Raw genomic sequence first — 21,407 nt, forward strand, 5'->3', positions numbered from 1 at the left:
ATCACTGCGACTCATCATCAAACCCGGTCAGCTGTTGATAGTCCGGCTGGCTGGGTTTGCCGATGTCGGGGGATTTGCTGGCGTAGAGTGTTTCCGGCAGTGGTGCCGGTTCGACAGTTGGCCCACCGATATAAAAGGTTTGTGACCAGGTAACAGCCCAGCTTTCAAAACCGCTTTTCTCCGGGCTGTATAACGCTGGCTGACAGTTGACATTGCCCGGCGTACCACAGGCATTGCCCAGGCCCCAGTGCGACAAACCCACCTGTTCCACCACCCGCACCAGTTCGGCGGCAAACTGTCGAATCTCCACCTGAACTCTGGGAGTTCGGGTACTGAGAATGCAGGTCAGGTTGCAGTCCAAAATGATGCCGGTTCTGCCGGTGCCGTCTCTGCCTTCCAGTGCCATGTTTTCAATGGAGAACAATACACCCGGCGAGTTCACCGGCTTACGTTCAAAGGGGTCGTACTCTGCCACGGTATCCAGCTGGTTGGGCTGGTTTTTCCAGTGATCGGTCACCGCTTGCAGAATAGCGCCATGGATAGCCTCCATGGTGGTGTGCTTCTTTTCACTCATGGTTAATGGCGTAGTTCAGTTCCTGTTCCAGCAGTTCCATGAAACGCTTTTGGGCCTGACTCTTGATCACATCTCTCCAGCGCTGAACTGCCGGGCTATCTGCCAGGTTTTTACCCGATCCTGCAATTTCGCCCAGCCTTCCCATACCACTAACCAGCCGGGCTGCCCTGTATGCTTTGAATCACCCCAACCACCAAGCCGAGCAATCGTTTGAAGCAGCCAAGTGACTGTTGGCGGCTTATCGGGCAACGCTTTTTTTTCATAGGTTAGCCAGAGAACCTGCCATTCATCATCACTGACCACCTCATTCGCGAGTGTTTTTTCACTCCAAAGCTTTCTGTCTTTGTGCTGCCTGTCATTCGGTAACATTAATGCTTCACGGATTTGCATTAGTCTGACAGCGACAAACATTAATATGACCGCAAGTCGTTCAATGTTATCCGGAGATTGCAGACGAAGCCTTTCTACTCCTGCTCCCGATTTCCAAGCCTTATGGAACTCTTCTATTCGCCATCGGAGCTCGTAAAATCGAATGATAGAGCGACAGTCTTCGAATGTTTCAATATCTTCAGTTGTCAATAGTACCCAGTGCAAACGGTCTTCGGAGTCATTGCCAATCTCTTCAGCCGACACAATATTCATAGTTAGTTCTCGTCCAAAAACGCATCAGGCAATCATAATTAGATTGTACGTGCGTTTTGATATTTCCTGAAATTCCAGAGAGCCGCAAAAACTCTTCCCTTTTTTTCTCTAATCTGGGACGGATATTGGAGAAAAACGCGAAAAGCAGGCAGAAAACATCCTCCCACCATGCTGGAAAGGTACTTTCATGTAGCGTGGAGGTGGCTATCAGGATGGTGCCGGGTGTCTGGCCAGAATCACCAGGTTGTAACAGACCACCGATAACCAGCAATGAGAATCAAAACGCTCAGAACCCTTGCAGTGGCAACGTGATAGCCCAAAACATCTCTTTAGCCACGAAATTCCCGCTTCAATACCTGCCCGGAAGCGAAAGAGCGTTTTATACACATACTGACTTTTAGTCATCTCTTCGACTTCAAGTCCGCGCTTCTTATTAAAAGCTACATCGCTGATTCCCATGGCCTTGGCTTTTTCCAAATTAGCGCGACACGCGTATCCGCCGTCACCGCTTGTCTGGCGAGGTACACGACCATAAATTTCTTTTTGTCTTTCCATCATCGGAATGAATTGGTCCGAATCCGCTGGGTTACCTTCCTCAATAACCAGGTCCAGGATCAATCGACTTTTTCCCTGAACCAGGTTCAGTTTATGGCCATACTGTACTTGCCGCCTGTCTTTTACGATGATATCCGTATGGGGTTCATACAGGCTAACCACTTTTTCCTGGGCTGGCACCTTTTCACCCTTAAAGACCCTGCGCTCTGTCTGGGAGACTATTGCATCCACCAGGGGTAACAGGTGATCCACATCGGCCTGCCACTTGTCGGCATCATCAGCCAGGAGACACTGCCCCTGCTGACGGGCGTTTGCTAGCGTGACAGTAGCTTCGATAAGTACCTTCCGGGATTTTCGGGTCAACTGCAGCAGTTTTTTATAATGCTGATGCCGCTCTTCTTTGCCAGCGTAGATGCATTTTCTGGCCGCATCTTTTACGGCTCGGTTGTGATGGGTATATTCATAAAGCGGTGTCGCTGTCAGTGTTTGTCCCCGTTCCAGCAGCCGACAAATTTCTTTAACGGAACTGGCTAAAAGATCACTGTCGCAAGGAGGTTTGATATCCGATTCGGTGACTGTGCTGTCAATAGCCACAGTGCGCCCTTTTTCAATACCCTGATCTTTAGCGGTCATTAGCTGGTTCCCATCCAAAAACTATAGCCCTTGGGCCACGTAGCCTACAGAGATTTGACGTGCTCTGAATTTACAGGAAAATCACATCAACTCCGCTGTAGCCCCCGAAAACTGGTTGAAAAAGGCGTCAAAACAAAACTTGATTTTTTCCCTCTAAGCCTTGGCACGCATAGGCTGCAGAGTTTTTGGACGAGAACTAGCTGACAGTTATTAATCCGTTCCCATGTAGATGCAGTAAGAAGGCTGATGAGCCCATGCAAACTGGAGCGACTGGGGCGCTGGTTTGGTTCGAGGCGACAAAAGTCTCGAAAGAGCATGGAGTCCATCAAAACAAACGACAAGTAGTCATAATCACAATTCAAATACTGTTTCAGGAGTGCCGCACGAAGAACGGATTCTGCTGATAGTCCGTTCCGCCCAGTGTTCTGTTTATCACCAGAACTTAAGTCCTCATAAATCCAGTCATTGAACTGTGGATGGGCGTCAAGCCATTGCGAGATACCGGAAAGCTGGGAGCAGATTTCATGAGGTACGTAATGGAGTTCCATACTACACTGCGGGTTGCGTTTTTTGCGCATTTGGAGTCCTCTGTTTTTGGCAATCCCTTATGTTTCTTGCTCTTGGGAAGTTTAGTCGCCAGATAGCAGTAGGGCTCCACTTAATTTTTCAGGATAAAATCTACAGTTTTCAATTGGTTGTGTTTTTGGACGAGAACTAGTTACCGGTTCCGGCCTGCCGCCTGGCCTTTGCGGCGCCTGTATTGTCATCTTCTTTCTTTTGACCTGCAGCGTTGCCTTTCGCTTCTTTCTACCTCCTTTTTGAGGAACCACTATCGTATATTTCCCCAACACTTCAGTCTGAGCTAAGGAATCAAATAATAAGAGTTCGCCATCCACCAGGATTCTGTTTTGTGTAGCTCTTACAACAAACCGCTGTCGGTTATCCAGTTTGTAGTGCATATATTCGTATATATCCGCCTCCCGGTCGCAAACACTGATGATGTCAGGCATTTTACCCCCCATCCTTTGTTCTGTGTTTTCAGAGGCTCTTTGCCACTTAAAGCTTTCCTTTCCCTCGTAAGGTAGCTGACGACGTTGGTTCTTTTTCCCCCGCTGAACGTCCTCTCTAACCCATCGTTCTTGATCAATAAGCCCAATGCTTCGCTCTGTATCCGCATCAACCAAGAAGACAGAGTGGACGTGGAATCCTCTGGTTTTAGAGCCTTCAGGACCTCCAAGATCACCAAGCTCGGATCTGACAGCATGTTTATAACCCAGGGTTGTTGTATCTTCGAGAGCCAGAAGTAGGCGAGACTGTCTCGCTATTTTGGCAGTTGCCTGAAAGCCTGCCTCAGCTATTGCTTCAGGCTTTACGGCCTCATTCTCAATCAGCCGGTAAGCTCCAGTTACCAGTGCGGTATAACCTTCGCATGAAGATGACAAAGAATTACCGGTATGAGCTGAAAGCTCGGCAGCAACTTTGACAAGTCGTTTTGTACGTCGAGTATCGCCCAAATCAGCACATCCAAAAGTTAGTTCTGACCATGGTTTAGGAGAAAGTGGAAGCATGACCTGTTTTATCAGTGAGAAATGATAGAACAAGGTAGCTATTTGTGATCAAGAGACAGCTTTTGGGCAGGGAGCTCCATGCGTTCGATGGCTTGCACTACCGGATCGTTAAAGGCGTAAACCGCTCTGGCAATGGGGAACCGGTCACGGCCCACCCGATAGAAAACTTTGTTGTTGATGATGAATGCCTGGTAGAACTCACCAAAGCGCCCGATCTTGACACCCGCATCGGTTTTTACCGGTCTGCCCAGTTCATCGGCATAGATGGGATTAAGACCGATCCAGATATGGGTCACCAGTCCGTCTGGCGTTCGTTCCTTACTGACAAAGATACGGCGATTGTCTTTCAATATTTTCTGGGGAATCTCCGACGCCCGACTGACAATCAACCGGATTTGCCGCTCTGCCCAGGCGGAAAACTTGCGATCCGCTCTGGCGACTGCCCGACGGATAGCCTGTTCTTTGCCTTCCAGCCCTTCGGTCAGTTCCTTAACGGCCTGCTTAACGTCCAGCGCAATGGTGGTCATTTCCACCGTCCGGTATCCGGGTCGTCCTGCCCTTCTGCCAATGGCAGCACCGTCACGCCATCACCACTGGGCCTGGGTTTGCCGATGGTGTAAACGCTGTTGCGAATGGTGAGCACATCACCTTTTTGCAAACCACTGGCGTCCTGATCGGTCAGGGTTACTTCCGGTGAGCGGTAATCCATCGGCAGGCTAACCCAGTGCTCCATCATTGGCCGGGAACTCAAAAACACCGGAAACTACACGACCATCGGGCAAACTGACCGGCTCGCCCAACCGACGGATAATCCGGGCATTATCAAAGCGGCTGACAAAATCGCTCATGCTTACCTCAAAACAGGCTGACGGATATTGATCCAATCAGCCCTGATGGATTAACGGTTCAGCTTTACCGCAATGGAAGTATCACTATCCGCAGCGGCTGACCAGCAGGTACCGGCGGCCGTATTGCCACTGGCTGTAGCGGTGATCGTTCCATCCGACTTGAGATAAACCTTGGCACCCTGGGTAATAGCACCAGTGCCTTTAGGCAGATCAAAAACGCCATCAGTCATACCCACCGCCAGTTCACCGGACAGTACAGTACTGATAGCGACCACCACCACGGTACCCACCACCACTGCAGAGCCGGAAGCCACATCCGCCGCCGCAGTGAACTCAATGGTTTTGCCTTCCTGCAAATAATTTGTTGCCATGGAAATGTCCTCGTATTCAGAAACAGAAAAGCCCGGCATCTCTGACAGGAAATGACGGGCAGGAAAGGTTTATCGCTTCAGTGCTCTTACCCCTTGATCTCTAAAAAAGAGCGGAAGTCCATGGGCGCAACACCGGCATCCAGTGCCACTTTGAACTGAGTGCCGTCCACATCCCAACCTTGTTGCTGTTCCAGACGAGGGGCAGGGTTACCATCCATGTACGCCACTTCAATGGTGTCGTACATATCGCCCGCCACCAGATAACTGGTTGCTGCAGAGGCGCTGTCCAGTCGGGCTTCGGAAATGGACTCTGCCATGCCAAACACCGGGTTGGCCGCTTTGCTGTTGGTTTTGCTGGGGTCGGCTTCGGAGCGGAGCAGCGAACCGGCAGTCCCTTCCAGCGCTACCGGGGTCAGCAGATAGCCCGGTCCGATATTGAGATGAGCATCACCGTCCTTGTGAGTTCTCATCAAGGTTCTGCCTTTGTCCAGATTCTCAATGGACAGACCACCGGTCAGCGTATTTTTGTGAGCGCTGGCGAACAGCTTCACACCGTCAGACATTTCAGGGTTGCCGGTTAGAATTGCATAGACCAGATCACCCACGGTTCTGGCGGCAGCTCTGCCCATGGCCTGTGGCAGTCGTGTGAAGACAGAGAGGTCATCGTTGATGATCGCCTGACGGGTAATGGAGAACAGCTTGCCATAGGTGGCCAGCAGGATGCTTTCCCCACGATCACTGACATTGCCGTATTTAAACTCAGCACCTTCCGCTACTTCTTTCAGGCTTGGGAAGGTGTTCAGGCCCACACGTTTGGTGGGTTTGAAATCGGTGAGTGTGCCTTCGCGGGTCCAGCGGGTGAAGGTTTCTGGTGTTTCGTCCCAGCCACGGAGCATGGCTTTATGGGCAACATCCGCTAGCACATTGCCGAAATCACTGGTGCTGTGCGTAAAGGCAGCGGCCACCATGTTCATACGACTGTCGTATGCCGACATATTCACGCCTTTTTCAGACAGTGAAGCCCGTGCCATTTCCTGCAGGTTGAACGACTTGTATGGATTGTCCTTCTCGGCTTTCACATCTTTGAACACACGGGCTTCCAGAGCATTCAACAGCCCGTCGAAAACAATACGACCGTTGTCGGCATGCACATGCACGTTATTGGATGGCGTACTTGGGCTGGTACCGGCACCCAGTCGGTTCAGTAGTTTGTCTTTGGCCTGTTCCGGTGTGATGGTGGTATCACTCATGCACTCGATCAACAGGTCAGTATGCTGGCCATTGAAGGGGGTGAAGATGGCGCTGATCTGATCGTTGCGCTCCTGGGCGGTCATGGTCTTGCTGGTATCACTGGCTGCAGGTGTCGGGTTACCGCCCGCTGCCGCCTGGTTATGCTCTTTAGGCATAGGTGCTTTCTCCTTGGTGTGTTGAGGGGCGGAACCCTCGGGGTTTTCCGGTTGTTCGGAACGATTGGCTTGATTGGTTGCGCTCTGGAAGAAGGCCAGCGCCTTATCGGGAATATTTTCGGTAATATTTTGCAGTCTTTTTTTGCCTTTGCTGTTCAGGCTGGCGGCCATGGCAGGCGCTTCAAAGACTTCATCAGCAAAACCGGCGTCCACGGCTTCCTGCCCGAAGTACCAGGTCTCTTCATCCATCAGTGCGGTGATCTCTTCTTCAGACAGGCCGGTGCGTTTCTGGTAGGTGGTCATCAATGAGGATTTGATCTGATCCAGCAGGTCGGCCATTTTCCGCAGCTCGTCCGACTCTCCCCAGGCATAAGACCATGGGTTGTGAATCATGAAAGCAGCAGACTCACCGATGACGATCTTGTCACCGGCCATGGCAATAATGCTGGCAATGGAAGCCGCCATGCCATCCACATAGACTTCAACAAAGGCGCTGTCCTGCTTCAGCAGGTTGTAAATGGTGACGCCTTCAAAGACATCCCCGCCCGGACTGTTGATCCGGACCCGTATAGTATTGATCGTGCCGTTGGCTGCCCGCAGCTCTTTCAACTGGTTGGCAATGTTCTGGGCGGTGATGCCCCACCAGCTGCTGATCTCTTCATAGATGATCAGTTCGACCACCGAATCAGCGGCCATTTTCAGGGAGTACTTACTGGTCTGTTTGGGCATTGTCTGAAACCTGTATGGAGGGTTTGTCAAAGTAGGGGTCGGTATCGGTCACCAGACCATCTTCACGGTTGGTCTGAATCTCTTTCAGGCGCTTGGCCCTGACCTTCACTGGATTACGACCTCTCGCCCGAATGGCTTCCGCATCGGTGGCGTGTCCATTCCTGACATTCTGTTTCCAGGCATTAGCCTCTTTCACCGGATCAATCCACGGCATTGTTGGCCCCAGGTACTCCGCATCAAACAAACTGCGGACATCCAGACTGGCAGGCGCACGAAGAACACCAGAGGCAATAGAGACCCGGATCAATGATTCATAACAGGGCATGGACCAGCTATTGATAAACTGATCCTGAAACACGGCATGGGTACTGGTGACGTCCACCAGTTCCTGACGCTGGCTAGAATAGGTGCCCATGTAAGTTCTGGAAACCGTGCTGTAGCTGCTGGCGGTTCCGGCACAGGCCGCTTTCAGCATGGCGTCTCGGTATGGGGTTAACAGGGCACTGGGGCGATTGCTTTCAATGGTGCCGACATCCTCACCGGGGGCGAGATTGTCAAACACCATGAGTGGACTGATATCAAACAAACGCTCATCGTCATCGTCGTTTTGATTCCCCATGTACATCTGGGGTTCGCCCTTTTTGATATAGGCGGTCAGTGCCGCCGATACCTTGGCGGCTACCTGCTCGGCGTGTTCATAGTCTCTCAGGTCACCCAGTCGCTGAATCACCGGAGCCAGCAGGGAGATACCCCGGGCCTGACGGGAACGACGAGCCAGTTTCAGATGCAGCATGTTGTCTGCTGACACCCGTTTGGTGGTCAGGCTCCACTTGCCCATCAGGTTGCCGGGATGATCTTTGTAAATGTGGTAAGCGGTTGGCTTGCCCCAAGCATTGCGCTCAACACCACCGACAATGTTACGGCTGGCATCGATCTGGCTTTCCGATGGCAGATAGTCCGCCTCCAGCAGCTCAACCGCCAGCGGTACCCGGGTAGCGAACTGATACAAATTAACTCGCCCCTGTACCAGCTGCCCCAGCATCTCACCATCCCGCAGCCAGCTGAGACAGACAATACGCTCCGCATCACTGCGGGGCATGCCACAGGTGGTGACGGATCGGGACCATTCTTCAAACAGGCCGGAGAGCTCTTCCGCAAAATCCGTAAGGATTTCGCCATTCTTATCCCTGGGCGTAGGCTCAATCAGAATACCCTTGGCACCGATGACCCCTTTGACTTTCTCATCCAGAATACCGGCGGCCAGATCATAGTTTTCATCCAGCCATCGGGCCTGCTCCCGCAATGAACGGGAGTGGATCGCGACCGCATCACCGGAACCGGTAGAGCGTTTGATCTTGCGCAGCCGGTCCGGCCTGGCAGCCTCATGCTGTGCCAGTATTTCAAATTGCGCCCGGGCTCTCAGACGGTTCAATGCCCGCTGGGGAAAGAAAGGGGCAATCATCCGGTCAAGAATATTCACCAGTTAATGACTCCCACACTGTAGGGCTTGCGACGGGTTTTAGCCTGTAGACGACGCTCCCACTCTTGACGACCCTCACGGATTTCATTGAGGTTTTCCATGGTGATGGTGCGGCCGTTCATGGAGACGTTCTTTCCGGCAAGCAGGTCTTTTTCGGCCTGTATGTACAGGTCAATCATCTGTTGTTCTGGAGACATAGGTATTTAGAGCCAGCTGGATTGATGAACGGACTTTCGTTTTTTGGTGGACTGGTTTTTTCGGCCTTCCGGTCTTGCCCGATCAAGGTCAAGCCCGAAGTGCTGTTGGGCAATACGGACCGCAGCGAGGTTATATACCTCCAGATCCGTCGGTTCGTTACGGACACCGGAAGGGCATTCCCACCGGTACACCCGCCGACCTTTGACAAAGCTGAGTTTCTTACGCTCAGCAGTCAGCCCTTTGAAATAGAGTTCATCCGCCCATTCCACCATGGGCAGGTGCATATACCCCTTGATGGGTTTGGTCAGGTCTTTGGCCTGCATGGCCAGCCGTGAATAGATAATATCCTTGGCGTTATCGGTACCGACTTCCGTCAGGTAGACGCCTTTGCGGTTTCGCTTCCGGGGGAAGTTGGCCACCGGCTTACCGTAGACCGATGCCCCTTTGATGGGAATGCGCCGCATCGGGTCTTGACGACACCAGGCATACACCTCATCGGTATAGTGACCACCGGAGTCGATACAGATCAGACCCACGGACATTTTCGCACCGCTGGCATGCTGAAAACTCTGGTCAACATATTCGGTCAGTTTTTGCCAGATCAGTTCACCGGCAGGATCACCGATCAGACGCTTGTAACCAATCAGCCAGCTTTCTTCACCCGGGCCATAGGCTTTGATCTTGATTTCCAGTCGATCATCCTGGGTATCCACGGAGCCGGCGATATAGACAGCCCATTCCGGTATGGTGGGCAGATAGGTTTCCCGTCGGGCGTAAAGGTTTTCCCATTCCAGCTTTTCGCCGGTTTCATCGTCCCAGGTCTCGCCAAGGGTGGTATTGACGAAGGTCTTCAGCTTTCCCTGGTCGTCTCTGGTATTCAGGAAGTCTCTGGCGATACGTTCCCAGGTTGTGAACGGGCTATAGGCTGTCCAGATATTCCAGGTGACAGACTCGGGGGTTTCGCTGACTTGCCCATTCAACAGAAACTCGTAGCCATCAACCGTGGTGATGCCTGTCTTATGGCATCGCCACTGGGCTTTGGCAAAATGCGGGGTCAGCTCATGCTGGCGAATTACACAGCCATTGTGTTCACACAGATACCAGACATCCCTCGGATTATTCTCTGCCCACTTAATACCAAATGGGGCATCCTTTCCTCCCCACTTTAACGACTGATACTCCCCACAGTGCGGGCATGGTACGAACATAAGGAAGTCAGTCTCTGACTCCTGGGCTGCCCGTTCAATCTGGCAGTGCCCTTTGATCTTGGGTGTGCTACCCCGGATGGACTTCGGGAAAGCAGAACCTTCCAGTCGTTTATCACCCAGAAAAGTAGGGGCACCTTCTTTTTCCACGTCTTCCGGAAAGGCCGCCAGCTCATCATAGATAATGAAATCCAGCGATTTTTCCCGGTAGTTCTTTGCCGCCGTACCACCCAGACACCAGAGCTGCCGCTGGTTACTGAACTTCTTGGCTTCCAGCGTATTGTCCCGGTGCTTCTTGCCAAACCATGGGGCCAGCTCTTTCAGTACCGGAACATCCCGGATAGCCGTTTCTACATGAGCTTTCATAAAGCTGCTGGCGGCACTGTCCGTTGGTTGGAGAATCATGCCGTTGCGTTTTTTGTGTTGTAGCTGATAACCGGTAGCCGCTTTCAGCATTTGGGAGTAACCAACCCGGGCCGACTTGATCAGGTTCACTACCCGGATCTCGTCGTTACCCATGCTGTTCAGGATCGCTACCTGAAACGGTGCAGTCTCCCAACGCCCCTCGATGTAGGCCGATTCAGCCGACAAATAGAAATTCTCATCCGCCCATTCTGAACAGGTCATGGGCACTGGCCGGTGCATGGCCAAGAATCCAAGCCTGGCGGCTTTACATAGATTCTGCCGCTGTCTCGGAGAGATATTCATCAAGGTACTGGGGGATCAACTCATGGCCACGGGCAATGGCATTTTGTGATTTAACAATTTCCCGTTTGAAGTTTTCCAGCTGGACTGGTGTCAGTTCCGGATGCTTCCGCTTCATGTTCAGCACCAGAGTATCCAGAATACCTGCCGCCTCAGCCAGGCATTTACCCAGCACATAAGACTGCAGATCCACCGGGGCCACTTTGCCTTCGGCCAGTTCGTTCTTTAGTTCCTGCCCATCGGCCTGTGCCCGGGTGAGTCGGTACCGTTCAAATTCAATGGAATCCGGATCCAGTTCTTCGGCACTGGTTGGTTTATCCGTCATTCAGCACTCAATCTGAGAATTTCCCTACACCGGCTAAAATGTAAAAAATTCTCAGAATGAACATGTCCAATGCATCCTCATCAGTTCCACATTCAACGTATCGATCATATGGGTTTGGTTGCCGGTATGTGCAAAGAACTCGGTATCTCTAATCATCTGGATTCCCTGGTTCCTAACCAATCTGAACACCGGAATATTTCCTTTGGCGAAACCGTAGTATCAATGCTGCTTAACGGCCTTGGGTTCACTGCCCGCACGCTTCATATGTTCCCGGAGTTTCATGCTGATAAACCGCTGGATAAACTCATCAGGCCCGGTATTAAACCCGAACACATTAACGACAGTGTACTCGGCAGAGCCCTGGATCAGCTTTTTGAACTGGATGTAAGTGAGGTCTATTTATCGCTGGCTGTCAAGGCAGTGAATGTCTTAAAACTGCCGTGCAAGGCTCTGAACCTTGACTCAACAAGCTTGCATGTGGACGGCGTTTATAACAGCGAATCTGACGTCGACGAAGAAGATATGCACTGTATCAAACTCTGTCGTGGATACAGCAGGGATCATCGACCCGAGCTCAACCAGGCAATACTGCTGATGATGACGGAAAATCAGGCCGGTATTCCCGTTTTTATGAAAGCGTCCAGTGGCAACGTAAACGACAATAAAAACTTTAAAAAAGTCATCAGCAGCCATTTGAAATCCTACCGGGAAGCCCTGAATAATCGCTACCTGATTGGTGATGCAGCACTTTATACAACAGATAACGTACAGATACTTCATCAGCAGGGCCAGCAATTTATCACCCGGGTTCCGTCAAAAATCAAAGAAGCCAGAGAACTGATTGACAGTGTCGCTTCTTGTGAAATGACACCAGTGGAGGGTGCTGAGGGCTATGAGAGTCATGAAATGCTGTCAGATCATGCGGGTGTCTCCCAGCGCTGGATTCTGGTCCGCAGCGAGCAGGCTCGAAAGAGCGAACAAAAAACACTGCTGAAAAAAATGCTAAAGAAGTCTGAGAAAGAAGCAGAGCGCTGACCAGTAAACTGGCCAAAAAAGCCTTCAAGTGTGAAACCGACGCATTGCGTGCGTTCGATGAATGGCAGTCAAAAACTATTTATTGTCAGGCGGAACCTGTCATTACTGAGAAACCCTGCTATACCAAGGTAGGTCGTCCGGAGAAAGGCTCTAAACCGGACAGTATTGAATATTATGTGAGCGGATATCCTTGGGTATCCGTTGACTGTCGCAAAGATGCAGAGTGTTCTCTGGGTTGCTTTGTGCTGGCGACGAATGATCTGGACGACAGTCGGCTGAGTACAGCAGAAGTGCTAAGTACTTACAAATCACAACAGTCAGTAGAGCGTGGCTTTCGGTTTTTGAAGAGCCCGGAGTTTCTGGTTTCTTCGCTGTTTTTAAAGAAACCGGAACGAATAGAAGCCTTGCTGATGGTGATGACGCTGTGTCTGTTAGTGTATGCGGCGATTCAGCATCGAATTAGGCATGAGCTAAAACGACAGAGTCGGTTTTTCCCGGACATGAAGCGGAAACCCTGCCAAAACCCGACAGCGCGTTGGGTGTTTTTCTGCTTTCAGGGTATCAACGTGCTATTGGTCGATGGACATGAAAAGCATGTGGTTGGATTACAAGAAAGGCAGTTGACTATTATTTCAATTCTTGGGCGACCGTATCAGGAAATTTATTCCTGATACGGGTGCTGAATGACGGATGTACGGCAAATTTCGCAAAATACGTTATCGTACCCTGATCTGTCGCGCCAGATTCCTTAAAGGTCGTGAAGTACGCGTCGTCTGGAGTCGCTTTGAAAATGACAAAGGTCTGACCGAAAGCAGAATATTCATCTCGACCAATCCGGAACTTGAGGGACTGGAGGTGCTTCGTGCCTATTCCCGGAGATGGCCGGTAGAGCCAATGTTTCACCAACTCAAACATGCTTTTGGCTGTTGCCATTTATGGCAGCAGAAATTGCGAACACTGCTTCGATGGATGCATTTGAAAATGGCAGGCTATGCATTATTGCAGTTATTTAGGACTTACGCATTGATGACACCGATAAATTTTGGTAGGAGGTGATCCTTCCCCTTTGCAAAACTCTCAATGAAAGCGCCTATTGTCTCTTTAAACAGCCCCCGTTGGTGCTGATAAATATTCGTAAACTCCTGCTCTATCTGCATTTTCTGGAGATAAACAAAAGCTAAAATTGCAGCAAATATATGGTTTCTGACGGGTCGTTCGCTGCGAACCTGAAAGTGCTCAATATGGCAAACCTGCTTGATCGCCCTGTGAAACTGTTCGATCTGCCAGTGCTGGTCATGGATCTGCTTGAAGTCATTGCGTTCAAAAGGGACTTCCTCTGGCAAGTAAACCACGTAGTGGCGACGCTGGTCTTTTAGCATCGTCCTGAACAACCGGATCTTACCGAAGTCTTTGAGCCATACATCCAGACCATTGTCGGGGATGTCGAGGTGTTGAACCTGCTGCCATTTACCTTTTTCCAGTGATACTGTCCTGTTTTTCTCAACGGTGCATATTCTGGTAACTCTTGAACACTCATTCTGGTAACACTTGAACACCCATTCTGGTAACACTTGAACACCTATTCTGGTTTCTTTTGAACACTTTTTGATGATTTCCAGAATCACCGTTCAAGCTTCCAGAAACGCTGTTCAACAGACCATAAACCGGTCTAATACAGCTAACAAATATCTTCTTATGCATTGATTTTCCATAACTTTGGCCGTTCTTATCTGTACCAAGAGAGGGAACCGGCCATGACAGAAAACAGGATTACCATGCGTAAGCTACTAGAAATACTCCGGATGCGGTTTGGCAGCCAACTCAGCTTCCGACAAATTTCCCGCAGTGTACGGGTCAGTGTGGGGACGGTATCCAACTACGTTAAGGCCTTTCAGGAATCGGAATTAAGCTGGCCCCTGGCAGAGGATATATCTGAGCCTGAGCTTATTCAGGCGCTGTTTCCCGATGCCTCGATAGCCAATCGAAAAGGGTTGATTGATCCTGACTGGGCTGAGGTGCATCAGGAACTGAAGCGCAAGGAAGTGACCAAACAACGACTCTGGGAAGAATACTGTCAGGCCCACCCCCTCAATGCCTACAGCTATGCCCAGTACTGTCACCGTTACAATCAGTGGCGTGGTTGTCAAAAGCGATCTATGCGACAGCTGCACAATGCAGGTGAAAAGTTATTTGTTGATTATGCCGGGCCAACCATGCCAATCATCAACCCGGACACCGGCGAAATTGCCCACAATGCCCAGATATTTGTGGCAGTGCTGGGAGCGTCCAACTATACCTACGCTGAAGCGACTCTGTCACAAAAAACAGAGGACTGGCTGGGGTCTCATGAACGGGCCTTTGAGTTCTTTGGTGGGGTGCCAGAAATTGTTGTGCCAGACAACCCAAAGTGCGCAGTTATCAAAGCCTGTCGGTACGAGCCGGATCTCAACCCATCATACCAGCACCTGGCTTGTCACTACCAGGTGGCAGTCATTCCGGCACGCCCCTACAAACCCAAAGACAAGGCCAAAGCAGAAGTCGGTGTACAGGTAGTGGAGCGGTGGATACTGGCCAGGCTTCGTCATGAAATGTTCTTTACCCTGGCAGAGCTGAACCTGCGGATACGTGAGCTGTTAATCGAACTGAACCTGAAGCCCTTTAAGCAGTTGCCAGGAACGCGACGTAGTGCGTTTGAACAACTGGATGAACCAGCCCTCAAGCCACTGCCGAAGCAATCTTTTGTGTTCGCTGAGTTTATCAAGGCCCGGGTGAATGTGGATTATCATATTATCTGCAAGGGGCACGCCTACTCGGTTCCCCATCAGCTTGCCAGGCAGGAAGTAGAAGTACAGGCGACTGAGCACTGCGTCACGATCTACGCTAACGGTAAAGTGGTGGCCAGCCACGCTCGCAAGCACACACGTGGATTTACGACGTTAGCAGTTCATATGCCGGAACGACATCGTCACCATCAGGATTGGACGCCTGAGCGTTTACTTAACTGGGCTAACGACATTGGTCAGGAAGTCTATTGTTTTATTCAATCACTGCTGGATAGCAAGGAGCATCCTGAACAAGCCTATCGAGCTTCATTGGGGCTGCTAAACCTGCAGCGGGAATATGGAACTGAACGACTCAACAACGCCTGCGCCCATGCCAGGAACATCGGGGGTTATCGGTTAAAAAATGTCCGATCAATCCTCCAGTCAGGCAAAGACCTGATGCCATTGGAGCCACAGTTAAAACAAACGACAGGTCCCTTGCATGATGATCACGAAAATATTCGTGGCGCTATTTGCTATCAATAACCGGAGGCGAACATGATCAATGAAACACTGGCTCGCCTTAGGTCACTGCGACTGACCGGAATGGCAGATGCCCTCAATCAACAGCTGGACCAGCCGGGCACCTACAGTAGCCTTAGCTTTGAAGAACGACTGTCGTTGCTTACTGAGCAGGAAGAAACAGAGCGAAACAATAAACGTCTGGCTCGGCTGCTCAGAAGCGCCCGGTTTAAACTGGCTGCCCGGATACACGACATTGACTATGAACACCCCAGAGGTCTCAAACAGAACCAGATGGCCAGCCTGTCTGGAGGAGGCTGGCTTGACCGGTACAGGAACCTGTTGATCACCGGACCTTGTGGTTCCGGTAAGAGCTACCTGGCCTGCGCCCTTGGGCACATGGCTTGTCTGAAAGGCTACAGTGTCCGGTACTATCGGATGTCCAGGCTACTGGATGAACTGATCCTTGCCCACGGTGATGGCAGCTACAGCAGGCAGTTGAAACAACTGGCAAAAGTAGACTTGCTGATTCTGGACGACTGGGGCCTGGAACCACTGACGCAGCAACAAAGGAACGATCTGCTGGAAGTCATGGATGACAGGCACGAGCAAGGTTCCACGTTGGTTACCAGTCAATTGCCCACCCGGAAGTGGCATGCCAGCATTGGTGATGAAACTCTGGCCGACGCCATTCTTGACCGGCTTATGCACAATGCCCACCGGATTGAACTCAAAGGCGAATCCATGCGCAAAAAGCTTGGAAAATTGGACGCAGTTGAACACCTGGTCTAAAAATCACACTGGGCAATGTGTAAGGAGTTCAGGGTGTTCAAATGAAACAGAATAGGTGTTCAAGTTAACCAGAATACGCAAACGGCAAACATAAACCCAGTCTGATGGTTTTTAATCGTCTTCAGGTTAGTCGTGCAGCTGTACCAGGAGTCACCGGTAACGAACGCTGGCTTCAGCCCCCATACCAGCACTTCAATCAACATTTCACGGAAGTAGTCGTTTTTTGTCTTGTCTTCCGATTTGTCGTATATCCTGTAATTCACCGGCATATGGCGCCCGGATACGTCGGTGTAATAAAGGGTGATGAGGTTAACTCCCTTAACCACTCGGTGATGTTTACCCGACCAAAAGTGGCCAACCAGTGCCACGGAGTAGCTATAAGGTTTGTCGAGCACGCTGTCATCAACGCTCAGGGTGCCGCCAATAGGGTTTAAACTTTTGACTGCTTCATCGTACATATCTTTGGGCTGATAGTTTTCACGCTTAAGAAAGCGGTTTGCGCTATCGTGAGAAAAGTCGGTAACCTCGGCCAGTCTTGTGCATGTTGATGATTTTGGCTCACTAATCAAAAAGCCAATGTATTTTGCAAGAGTGCATCGTGCAGTGGTCGGTCGAGTGGTAGTTCTCACTTTCATCCCTGAAGACATCTGTTTTTTGGCATTATCAAATTTTAGAGCCTGTTGTCAATGCGTAAGTCCTATTATTAACCGTTTGTAAAAATCAGGCATGTCTGAATATTTCCCGGATACCCTGGAGAAGCCCGGATACAACCACTGCAGGCATGATGAAAATTGCTCTTTCAGGAATTATTCCGAGGTTCTCTATTCGCAAGGGCTGGAACAGATATAAGCAAAAATATGAGTTCAATTTTCGCGATCTGATCGACCAGTTAATACCGGATAATTCAGAAGCAGCATAACTAAAGGCTTTTAGGCAAAAAACGGAAGTAATAACGAACTTGGAAAAACAGTTCACTGATTTCGGCTTGCTTCACTATAAAAAGCTGACCGAATTATCGTTTTATACAGACTCTAAAGTCGAGAACGTAATATAACCAATACAATTGTTCGTCTCTGTCTTGTACTGGCAGATCGTGCAATTTCTGCACTGTCCGCAGACAAGTTACAGTCAACGCTTAAGCAAAAAGACTATCAAGTAATAATAGAAGAGAACCGTTGGTCTTCCGAGAATTTATATCCAGCTATTGAGGGCTATATTAATCAAAGCAAGACATTAGACCCCATACGTCATGACCTTCAAAGTATAGCGGCTGAAGGATTAGCCAGATTCGATCATATAACCTGTGATGGACCTCCCGGGGTGGGAAAAACTCGCATAGCATTGGGTGAAAGTCTCATATTGATGAGTACTAACGTTCAAGATCACCCTTCCCTGATGAAAATGGAATCACATTATCACTGACCATATTTACCTTAGCCCGGTACGTTACCGACAGCAGCATCCAGCCACAGTCGAACCAACCACTTTGAATTAGTGACCTGAGTGTCAGAATGCCTTGCCCCCCGGGACACCGCCAACGCATTCCCGAACACTTCATTCGCTGTGTAACCAGCGTTTTACAGGATGCCTCAATGACCCCTGAGCCTATGGGCAGGTTGCGCGACAGGTGTTCTGCATAATTCATCCGTAACCGGTTTTTTCTGAAGTACTTTAACTCTGTCTTTAATTTCGATCGGCGGGGATTGCGTATTCTGGTTAACTTGAACACCTATTCTGTTTCATTTGAACACCCTGAACTCCTTACACATTGCCCAGTGTGATTTTTAGACCAGGTGTTCAACTGCGTCCAATTTTCCAAGCTTTTTGCGCATGGATTCGCCTTTGAGTTCAATCCGGTGGGCATTGTGCATAAGCCGGTCAAGAATGGCGTCGGCCAGAGTTTCATCACCAATGCTGGCATGCCACTTCCGGGTGGGCAATTGACTGGTAACCAACGTGGAACCTTGCTCGTGCCTGTCATCCATGACTTCCAGCAGATCGTTCCTTTGTTGCTGCGTCAGTGGTTCCAGGCCCCAGTCGTCCAGAATCAGCAAGTCTACTTTTGCCAGTTGTTTCAACTGCCTGCTGTAGCTGCCATCACCGTGGGCAAGGATCAGTTCATCCAGTAGCCTGGACATCCGATAGTACCGGACACTGTAGCCTTTCAGACAAGCCATGTGCCCAAGGGCGCAGGCCAGGTAGCTCTTACCGGAACCACAAGGTCCGGTGATCAACAGGTTCCTGTACCGGTCAAGCCAGCCTCCTCCAGACAGGCTGGCCATCTGGTTCTGTTTGAGACCTCTGGGGTGTTCATAGTCAATGTCGTGTATCCGGGCAGCCAGTTTAAACCGGGCGCTTCTGAGCAGCCGAGCCAGACGTTTATTGTTTCGCTCTGTTTCTTCCTGCTCAGTAAGCAACGACAGTCGTTCTTCAAAGCTAAGGCTACTGTAGGTGCCCGGCTGGTCCAGCTGTTGATTGAGGGCATCTGCCATTCCGGTCAGTCGCAGTGACCTAAGGCGAGCCAGTGTTTCATTGATCATGTTCGCCTCCGGTTATTGATAGCAAATAGCGCCACGAATATTTTCGTGATCATCATGCAAGGGACCTGTCGTTTGTTTTAACTGTGGCTCCAATGGCATCAGGTCTTTGCCTGACTGGAGGATTGATCGGACATTTTTTAACCGATAACCCCCGATGTTCCTGGCATGGGCGCAGGCGTTGTTGAGTCGTTCAGTTCCATATTCCCGCTGCAGGTTTAGCAGCCCCAATGAAGCTCGATAGGCTTGTTCAGGATGCTCCTTGCTATCCAGCAGTGATTGAATAAAACAATAGACTTCCTGACCAATGTCGTTAGCCCAGTTAAGTAAACGCTCAGGCGTCCAATCCTGATGGTGACGATGTCGTTCCGGCATATGAACTGCTAACGTCGTAAATCCACGTGTGTGCTTGCGAGCGTGGCTGGCCACCACTTTACCGTTAGCGTAGATCGTGACGCAGTGCTCAGTCGCCTGTACTTCTACTTCCTGCCTGGCAAGCTGATGGGGAACCGAGTAGGCGTGCCCCTTGCAGATAATATGATAATCCACATTCACCCGGGCCTTGATAAACTCAGCGAACACAAAAGATTGCTTCGGCAGTGGCTTGAGGGCTGGTTCATCCAGTTGTTCAAACGCACTACGTCGCGTTCCTGGCAACTGCTTAAAGGGCTTCAGGTTCAGTTCGATTAACAGCTCACGTATCCGCAGGTTCAGCTCTGCCAGGGTAAAGAACATTTCATGACGAAGCCTGGCCAGTATCCACCGCTCCACTACCTGTACACCGACTTCTGCTTTGGCCTTGTCTTTGGGTTTGTAGGGGCGTGCCGGAATGACTGCCACCTGGTAGTGACAAGCCAGGTGCTGGTATGATGGGTTGAGATCCGGCTCGTACCGACAGGCTTTGATAACTGCGCACTTTGGGTTGTCTGGCACAACAATTTCTGGCACCCCACCAAAGAACTCAAAGGCCCGTTCATGAGACCCCAGCCAGTCCTCTGTTTTTTGTGACAGAGTCGCTTCAGCGTAGGTATAGTTGGACGCTCCCAGCACTGCCACAAATATCTGGGCATTGTGGGCAATTTCGCCGGTGTCCGGGTTGATGATTGGCATGGTTGGCCCGGCATAATCAACAAATAACTTTTCACCTGCATTGTGCAGCTGTCGCATAGATCGCTTTTGACAACCACGCCACTGATTGTAACGGTGACAGTACTGGGCATAGCTGTAGGCATTGAGGGGGTGGGCCTGACAGTATTCTTCCCAGAGTCGTTGTTTGGTCACTTCCTTGCGCTTCAGTTCCTGATGCACCTCAGCCCAGTCAGGATCAATCAACCCTTTTCGATTGGCTATCGAGGCATCGGGAAACAGCGCCTGAATAAGCTCAGGCTCAGATATATCCTCTGCCAGGGGCCAGCTTAATTCCGATTCCTGAAAGGCCTTAACGTAGTTGGATACCGTCCCCACACTGACCCGTACACTGCGGGAAATTTGTCGGAAGCTGAGTTGGCTGCCAAACCGCATCCGGAGTATTTCTAGTAGCTTACGCATGGTAATCCTGTTTTCTGTCATGGCCGGTTCCCTCTCTTGGTACAGATAAGAACGGCCAAAGTTATGGAAAATCAATGCATAAGAAGATATTTGTTAGCTGTATTAGACCGGTTTATGGTCTGTTGAACAGCGTTTCTGGAAGCTTGAACGGTGATTCTGGAAATCATCAAAAAGTGTTCAAAAGAAACCAGAATAGGTGTTCAAGTGTTACCAGAATGGGTGTTCAAGTGTTACCAGAATGAGTGTTCAAGAGTTACCAGAATATGCAATGCCACAAAGCTCTTCTGCTTGATCATTATTAATCACTTCAAGAAAGCGGTGACGCCAGCGGAACGCAGTTTTCAAGTCAATGGCATTCTCAGCAGCAGCTGGTCGCAAGACCATAGAGTGAGTCATACCTGCGAGGTACTTGTTCCATTTTTCAGGGTGCCTGAGCCTTGCCAAAGGCGTTCCACTAAAGGCGTTAAACGTTGAGTCGCAAGTCTTGCAGTGGTAGCGCTGTCGGCCATTTCGTATGCCCCAGCGACCAACGCTATGGCTTTTGCATTTGGGGCACCTGGGGTTTTCGGCAAATTGGGCAAGTATGCTCTTTTCTACGTCAGGTGTTGCATTATCGTTATTGGGTATAGATTCACTGTAAACAGGTTCAGAGTCAGTGGTTTCTACTACCTCGGTAACCTCTATTTGAGTACTAAGGAGCGAGTTGTTAAGAATGTCTCGCTGTTCACTGGTTAATGTTGAAATGGAATCAATAAAATTCTGGAAGAGTTCAGATTGCATATCACTCCCCTACAACGTAGATTTTATGGGAGTTTAGCTGATTCAACCATTAACGGTAACTTAGCCCCGTAGGTGGCTTGGAAGTGATAACCGACAAACGTCTTGCGATAGTTCTCGTTAACCACCCCGTAGGTGGCTTGGAAGAAAGGACGGGCAATCAGCGAGTGCGACTTTTAGTTAACCGTGACATAG

Annotated in this window: 23 protein-coding genes and 2 pseudogenes; 5 read left to right on the forward strand and 20 right to left on the reverse strand. The window is 50.2% G+C overall.

Translation table 11 applies throughout. The annotated features are described in order from the left end of the window. Position 1 precedes the first annotated feature (1 nt). The 14 genes from MJO57_RS12685 to MJO57_RS12745 form a co-directional block, all read right to left on the reverse strand. Positions 2-574 carry a hypothetical protein gene (locus MJO57_RS12685; protein ID WP_252025756.1) on the reverse strand — a complete coding sequence of 191 codons (573 nt, stop codon included), beginning with the start codon at positions 572-574 and terminating at the stop codon, positions 2-4. 66 nt (positions 575-640) lie between these two features. Next, positions 641-1,216 (reverse strand): IS4 family transposase, encoded by a 576-nt coding sequence (locus MJO57_RS12690; RefSeq protein WP_252017317.1) that lies wholly within the window; start codon positions 1,214-1,216, stop codon positions 641-643. A gap of 207 nt (positions 1,217-1,423) precedes the next feature. Then, positions 1,424-2,422: a transposase gene (locus tag MJO57_RS12695; protein WP_252025758.1), complete on the reverse strand. Its 999-nt coding sequence runs from the start codon at positions 2,420-2,422 to the stop codon at positions 1,424-1,426. A 68-nt stretch (positions 2,423-2,490) separates the two neighbouring features. Beyond that, on the reverse strand, positions 2,491-2,982 hold the full coding sequence (locus tag MJO57_RS12700; protein ID WP_252025760.1) for a hypothetical protein: 492 nt from the start codon (positions 2,980-2,982) through the stop codon (positions 2,491-2,493). 51 nt (positions 2,983-3,033) lie between these two features. Next, positions 3,034-3,972 (reverse strand): IS4 family transposase, encoded by a 939-nt coding sequence (locus tag MJO57_RS12705; RefSeq protein WP_252025762.1) that lies wholly within the window; start codon positions 3,970-3,972, stop codon positions 3,034-3,036. A gap of 38 nt (positions 3,973-4,010) precedes the next feature. After that, a complete protein-coding gene (locus MJO57_RS12710; protein ID WP_252025764.1) occupies positions 4,011-4,499 on the reverse strand; it encodes a hypothetical protein in 489 nt (162 codons plus the stop codon). Next, a complete protein-coding gene (locus MJO57_RS12715; protein WP_252025766.1) occupies positions 4,496-4,708 on the reverse strand; it encodes a hypothetical protein in 213 nt (70 codons plus the stop codon). Before MJO57_RS12715 ends, MJO57_RS12710 begins: the two co-directional genes overlap by 4 nt. Then, positions 4,689-4,820 (reverse strand): hypothetical protein, encoded by a 132-nt coding sequence (locus MJO57_RS32750; protein ID WP_256493287.1) that lies wholly within the window; start codon positions 4,818-4,820, stop codon positions 4,689-4,691. The genes MJO57_RS12715 and MJO57_RS32750 overlap by 20 nt, the downstream gene beginning before the upstream one ends. Positions 4,821-4,870: 50 nt before the next feature. Continuing rightward, positions 4,871-5,191 carry a DUF2190 family protein gene (locus MJO57_RS12720; protein ID WP_252025768.1) on the reverse strand — a complete coding sequence of 107 codons (321 nt, stop codon included), beginning with the start codon at positions 5,189-5,191 and terminating at the stop codon, positions 4,871-4,873. An 86-nt stretch (positions 5,192-5,277) separates the two neighbouring features. Beyond that, positions 5,278-7,326: a ClpP-like prohead protease/major capsid protein fusion protein gene (locus MJO57_RS12725; protein WP_252025770.1), complete on the reverse strand. Its 2,049-nt coding sequence runs from the start codon at positions 7,324-7,326 to the stop codon at positions 5,278-5,280. After that, positions 7,307-8,806 (reverse strand): phage portal protein, encoded by a 1,500-nt coding sequence (locus MJO57_RS12730; RefSeq protein ID WP_252025772.1) that lies wholly within the window; start codon positions 8,804-8,806, stop codon positions 7,307-7,309. Before MJO57_RS12730 ends, MJO57_RS12725 begins: the two co-directional genes overlap by 20 nt. Further along, a complete protein-coding gene (locus MJO57_RS12735; RefSeq protein WP_252025773.1) occupies positions 8,803-9,003 on the reverse strand; it encodes a hypothetical protein in 201 nt (66 codons plus the stop codon). Before MJO57_RS12735 ends, MJO57_RS12730 begins: the two co-directional genes overlap by 4 nt. A 6-nt stretch (positions 9,004-9,009) precedes the next feature. Beyond that, a complete protein-coding gene (locus MJO57_RS12740; RefSeq protein WP_252025775.1) occupies positions 9,010-10,836 on the reverse strand; it encodes a phage terminase large subunit family protein in 1,827 nt (608 codons plus the stop codon). A gap of 43 nt (positions 10,837-10,879) precedes the next feature. After that, positions 10,880-11,239, reverse strand: a complete 360-nt coding sequence (locus MJO57_RS12745) for a terminase small subunit (protein WP_252025777.1) — start codon at positions 11,237-11,239, stop codon at positions 10,880-10,882. Positions 11,240-11,308: 69 nt separating this feature from the next. On the opposite strand from MJO57_RS12745, the pseudogene MJO57_RS12750 reads away from it, so the two are divergent. Next, positions 11,309-12,945 (forward strand): annotated as a pseudogene (locus tag MJO57_RS12750) (IS1634 family transposase). A gap of 19 nt (positions 12,946-12,964) precedes the next feature. Further along, the gene (locus MJO57_RS12755) at positions 12,965-13,330 is read left to right on the forward strand and encodes a hypothetical protein (RefSeq protein ID WP_252025778.1); all 366 of its coding nucleotides are present in this window, start codon (positions 12,965-12,967) and stop codon (positions 13,328-13,330) included. On the opposite strand, the gene MJO57_RS12760 is transcribed toward MJO57_RS12755, so the two are convergent. Further along, a complete protein-coding gene (locus MJO57_RS12760) occupies positions 13,291-13,830 on the reverse strand; it encodes a transposase (protein ID WP_252025780.1) in 540 nt (179 codons plus the stop codon). The genes MJO57_RS12755 and MJO57_RS12760 overlap by 40 nt on opposite strands. Before the next feature lie 198 nt (positions 13,831-14,028). On the opposite strand from MJO57_RS12760, the gene istA (MJO57_RS12765) reads away from it, so the two are divergent. Both istA (MJO57_RS12765) and istB (MJO57_RS12770) read left to right on the forward strand, forming a co-directional pair. Beyond that, complete coding sequence (gene istA, locus MJO57_RS12765; protein WP_252017310.1) at positions 14,029-15,582, forward strand: IS21 family transposase; 1,554 nt, start codon at positions 14,029-14,031, stop codon at positions 15,580-15,582. Positions 15,583-15,594: 12 nt separating this feature from the next. After that, positions 15,595-16,350, forward strand: a complete 756-nt coding sequence (istB, locus tag MJO57_RS12770; protein WP_252017309.1) for an IS21-like element helper ATPase IstB — start codon at positions 15,595-15,597, stop codon at positions 16,348-16,350. An 80-nt stretch (positions 16,351-16,430) separates the two neighbouring features. Here istB (MJO57_RS12770) and MJO57_RS12775 read toward each other — a convergent pair. Further along, positions 16,431-16,979 (reverse strand): annotated as a pseudogene (locus MJO57_RS12775) (IS701 family transposase); the annotation flags it as partial. 152 nt (positions 16,980-17,131) lie between these two features. Between MJO57_RS12775 and MJO57_RS12780 the strand changes: the two are divergent. Beyond that, positions 17,132-17,269, forward strand: a complete 138-nt coding sequence (locus tag MJO57_RS12780; RefSeq protein ID WP_252022122.1) for a hypothetical protein — start codon at positions 17,132-17,134, stop codon at positions 17,267-17,269. 450 nt (positions 17,270-17,719) lie between these two features. On the opposite strand, the gene MJO57_RS12785 is transcribed toward MJO57_RS12780, so the two are convergent. The 4 genes from MJO57_RS12785 to MJO57_RS33275 form a co-directional block, all read right to left on the reverse strand. After that, complete coding sequence (locus tag MJO57_RS12785; RefSeq protein ID WP_252027166.1) at positions 17,720-18,079, reverse strand: hypothetical protein; 360 nt, start codon at positions 18,077-18,079, stop codon at positions 17,720-17,722. A 55-nt stretch (positions 18,080-18,134) separates the two neighbouring features. Further along, on the reverse strand, positions 18,135-18,890 hold the full coding sequence (gene istB, locus MJO57_RS12790; protein ID WP_252017309.1) for an IS21-like element helper ATPase IstB: 756 nt from the start codon (positions 18,888-18,890) through the stop codon (positions 18,135-18,137). A 12-nt stretch (positions 18,891-18,902) separates the two neighbouring features. Next, the gene (gene istA / locus MJO57_RS12795) at positions 18,903-20,456 is read right to left on the reverse strand and encodes an IS21 family transposase (protein WP_252017310.1); all 1,554 of its coding nucleotides are present in this window, start codon (positions 20,454-20,456) and stop codon (positions 18,903-18,905) included. A 225-nt stretch (positions 20,457-20,681) separates the two neighbouring features. Then, positions 20,682-21,215 carry a hypothetical protein gene (locus MJO57_RS33275; protein ID WP_371924830.1) on the reverse strand — a complete coding sequence of 178 codons (534 nt, stop codon included), beginning with the start codon at positions 21,213-21,215 and terminating at the stop codon, positions 20,682-20,684. Between the last annotated feature and the right edge of the window lie 192 nt (positions 21,216-21,407).

Origin of the sequence: Endozoicomonas sp. SCSIO W0465, from assembly GCF_023716865.1 — a bacterium.
GTDB lineage: Bacteria > Pseudomonadota > Gammaproteobacteria > Pseudomonadales > Endozoicomonadaceae > Endozoicomonas.

Bases quoted from the DNA above. Each gene is read 5' to 3' on its own strand.
- MJO57_RS12720 (WP_252025768.1), bottom strand. From the start codon at position 5,191: ATGGCAACAAATTATTTGCAGGAAGGCAAAACCATTGAGTTCACTGCG.
- MJO57_RS12710 (WP_252025764.1), bottom strand. From the start codon at position 4,499: ATGACCACCATTGCGCTGGACGTTAAGCAGGCCGTTAAGGAACTGACC.
- MJO57_RS12700 (WP_252025760.1), bottom strand. From the start codon at position 2,982: ATGCGCAAAAAACGCAACCCGCAGTGTAGTATGGAACTCCATTACGTA.
- MJO57_RS12755 (WP_252025778.1), top strand. From the start codon at position 12,965: ATGTACGGCAAATTTCGCAAAATACGTTATCGTACCCTGATCTGTCGC.
- MJO57_RS12780 (WP_252022122.1), top strand. From the start codon at position 17,132: ATGATGAAAATTGCTCTTTCAGGAATTATTCCGAGGTTCTCTATTCGC.
- MJO57_RS12685 (WP_252025756.1), bottom strand. From the start codon at position 574: ATGAGTGAAAAGAAGCACACCACCATGGAGGCTATCCATGGCGCTATT.
- MJO57_RS12690 (WP_252017317.1), bottom strand. From the start codon at position 1,216: ATGAATATTGTGTCGGCTGAAGAGATTGGCAATGACTCCGAAGACCGT.
- MJO57_RS12745 (WP_252025777.1), bottom strand. From the start codon at position 11,239: ATGACGGATAAACCAACCAGTGCCGAAGAACTGGATCCGGATTCCATT.
- istA (WP_252017310.1), top strand. From the start codon at position 14,029: ATGACAGAAAACAGGATTACCATGCGTAAGCTACTAGAAATACTCCGG.
- istB (WP_252017309.1), top strand. From the start codon at position 15,595: ATGATCAATGAAACACTGGCTCGCCTTAGGTCACTGCGACTGACCGGA.
- MJO57_RS12735 (WP_252025773.1), bottom strand. From the start codon at position 9,003: ATGTCTCCAGAACAACAGATGATTGACCTGTACATACAGGCCGAAAAA.
- MJO57_RS12740 (WP_252025775.1), bottom strand. From the start codon at position 10,836: ATGACCTGTTCAGAATGGGCGGATGAGAATTTCTATTTGTCGGCTGAA.
- istB (WP_252017309.1), bottom strand. From the start codon at position 18,890: ATGATCAATGAAACACTGGCTCGCCTTAGGTCACTGCGACTGACCGGA.
- MJO57_RS12725 (WP_252025770.1), bottom strand. From the start codon at position 7,326: ATGCCCAAACAGACCAGTAAGTACTCCCTGAAAATGGCCGCTGATTCG.
- MJO57_RS32750 (WP_256493287.1), bottom strand. From the start codon at position 4,820: ATGAGCGATTTTGTCAGCCGCTTTGATAATGCCCGGATTATCCGTCGG.
- MJO57_RS12705 (WP_252025762.1), bottom strand. From the start codon at position 3,972: ATGCTTCCACTTTCTCCTAAACCATGGTCAGAACTAACTTTTGGATGT.
- MJO57_RS12715 (WP_252025766.1), bottom strand. From the start codon at position 4,708: ATGATGGAGCACTGGGTTAGCCTGCCGATGGATTACCGCTCACCGGAA.
- istA (WP_252017310.1), bottom strand. From the start codon at position 20,456: ATGACAGAAAACAGGATTACCATGCGTAAGCTACTAGAAATACTCCGG.
- MJO57_RS33275 (WP_371924830.1), bottom strand. From the start codon at position 21,215: ATGCAATCTGAACTCTTCCAGAATTTTATTGATTCCATTTCAACATTA.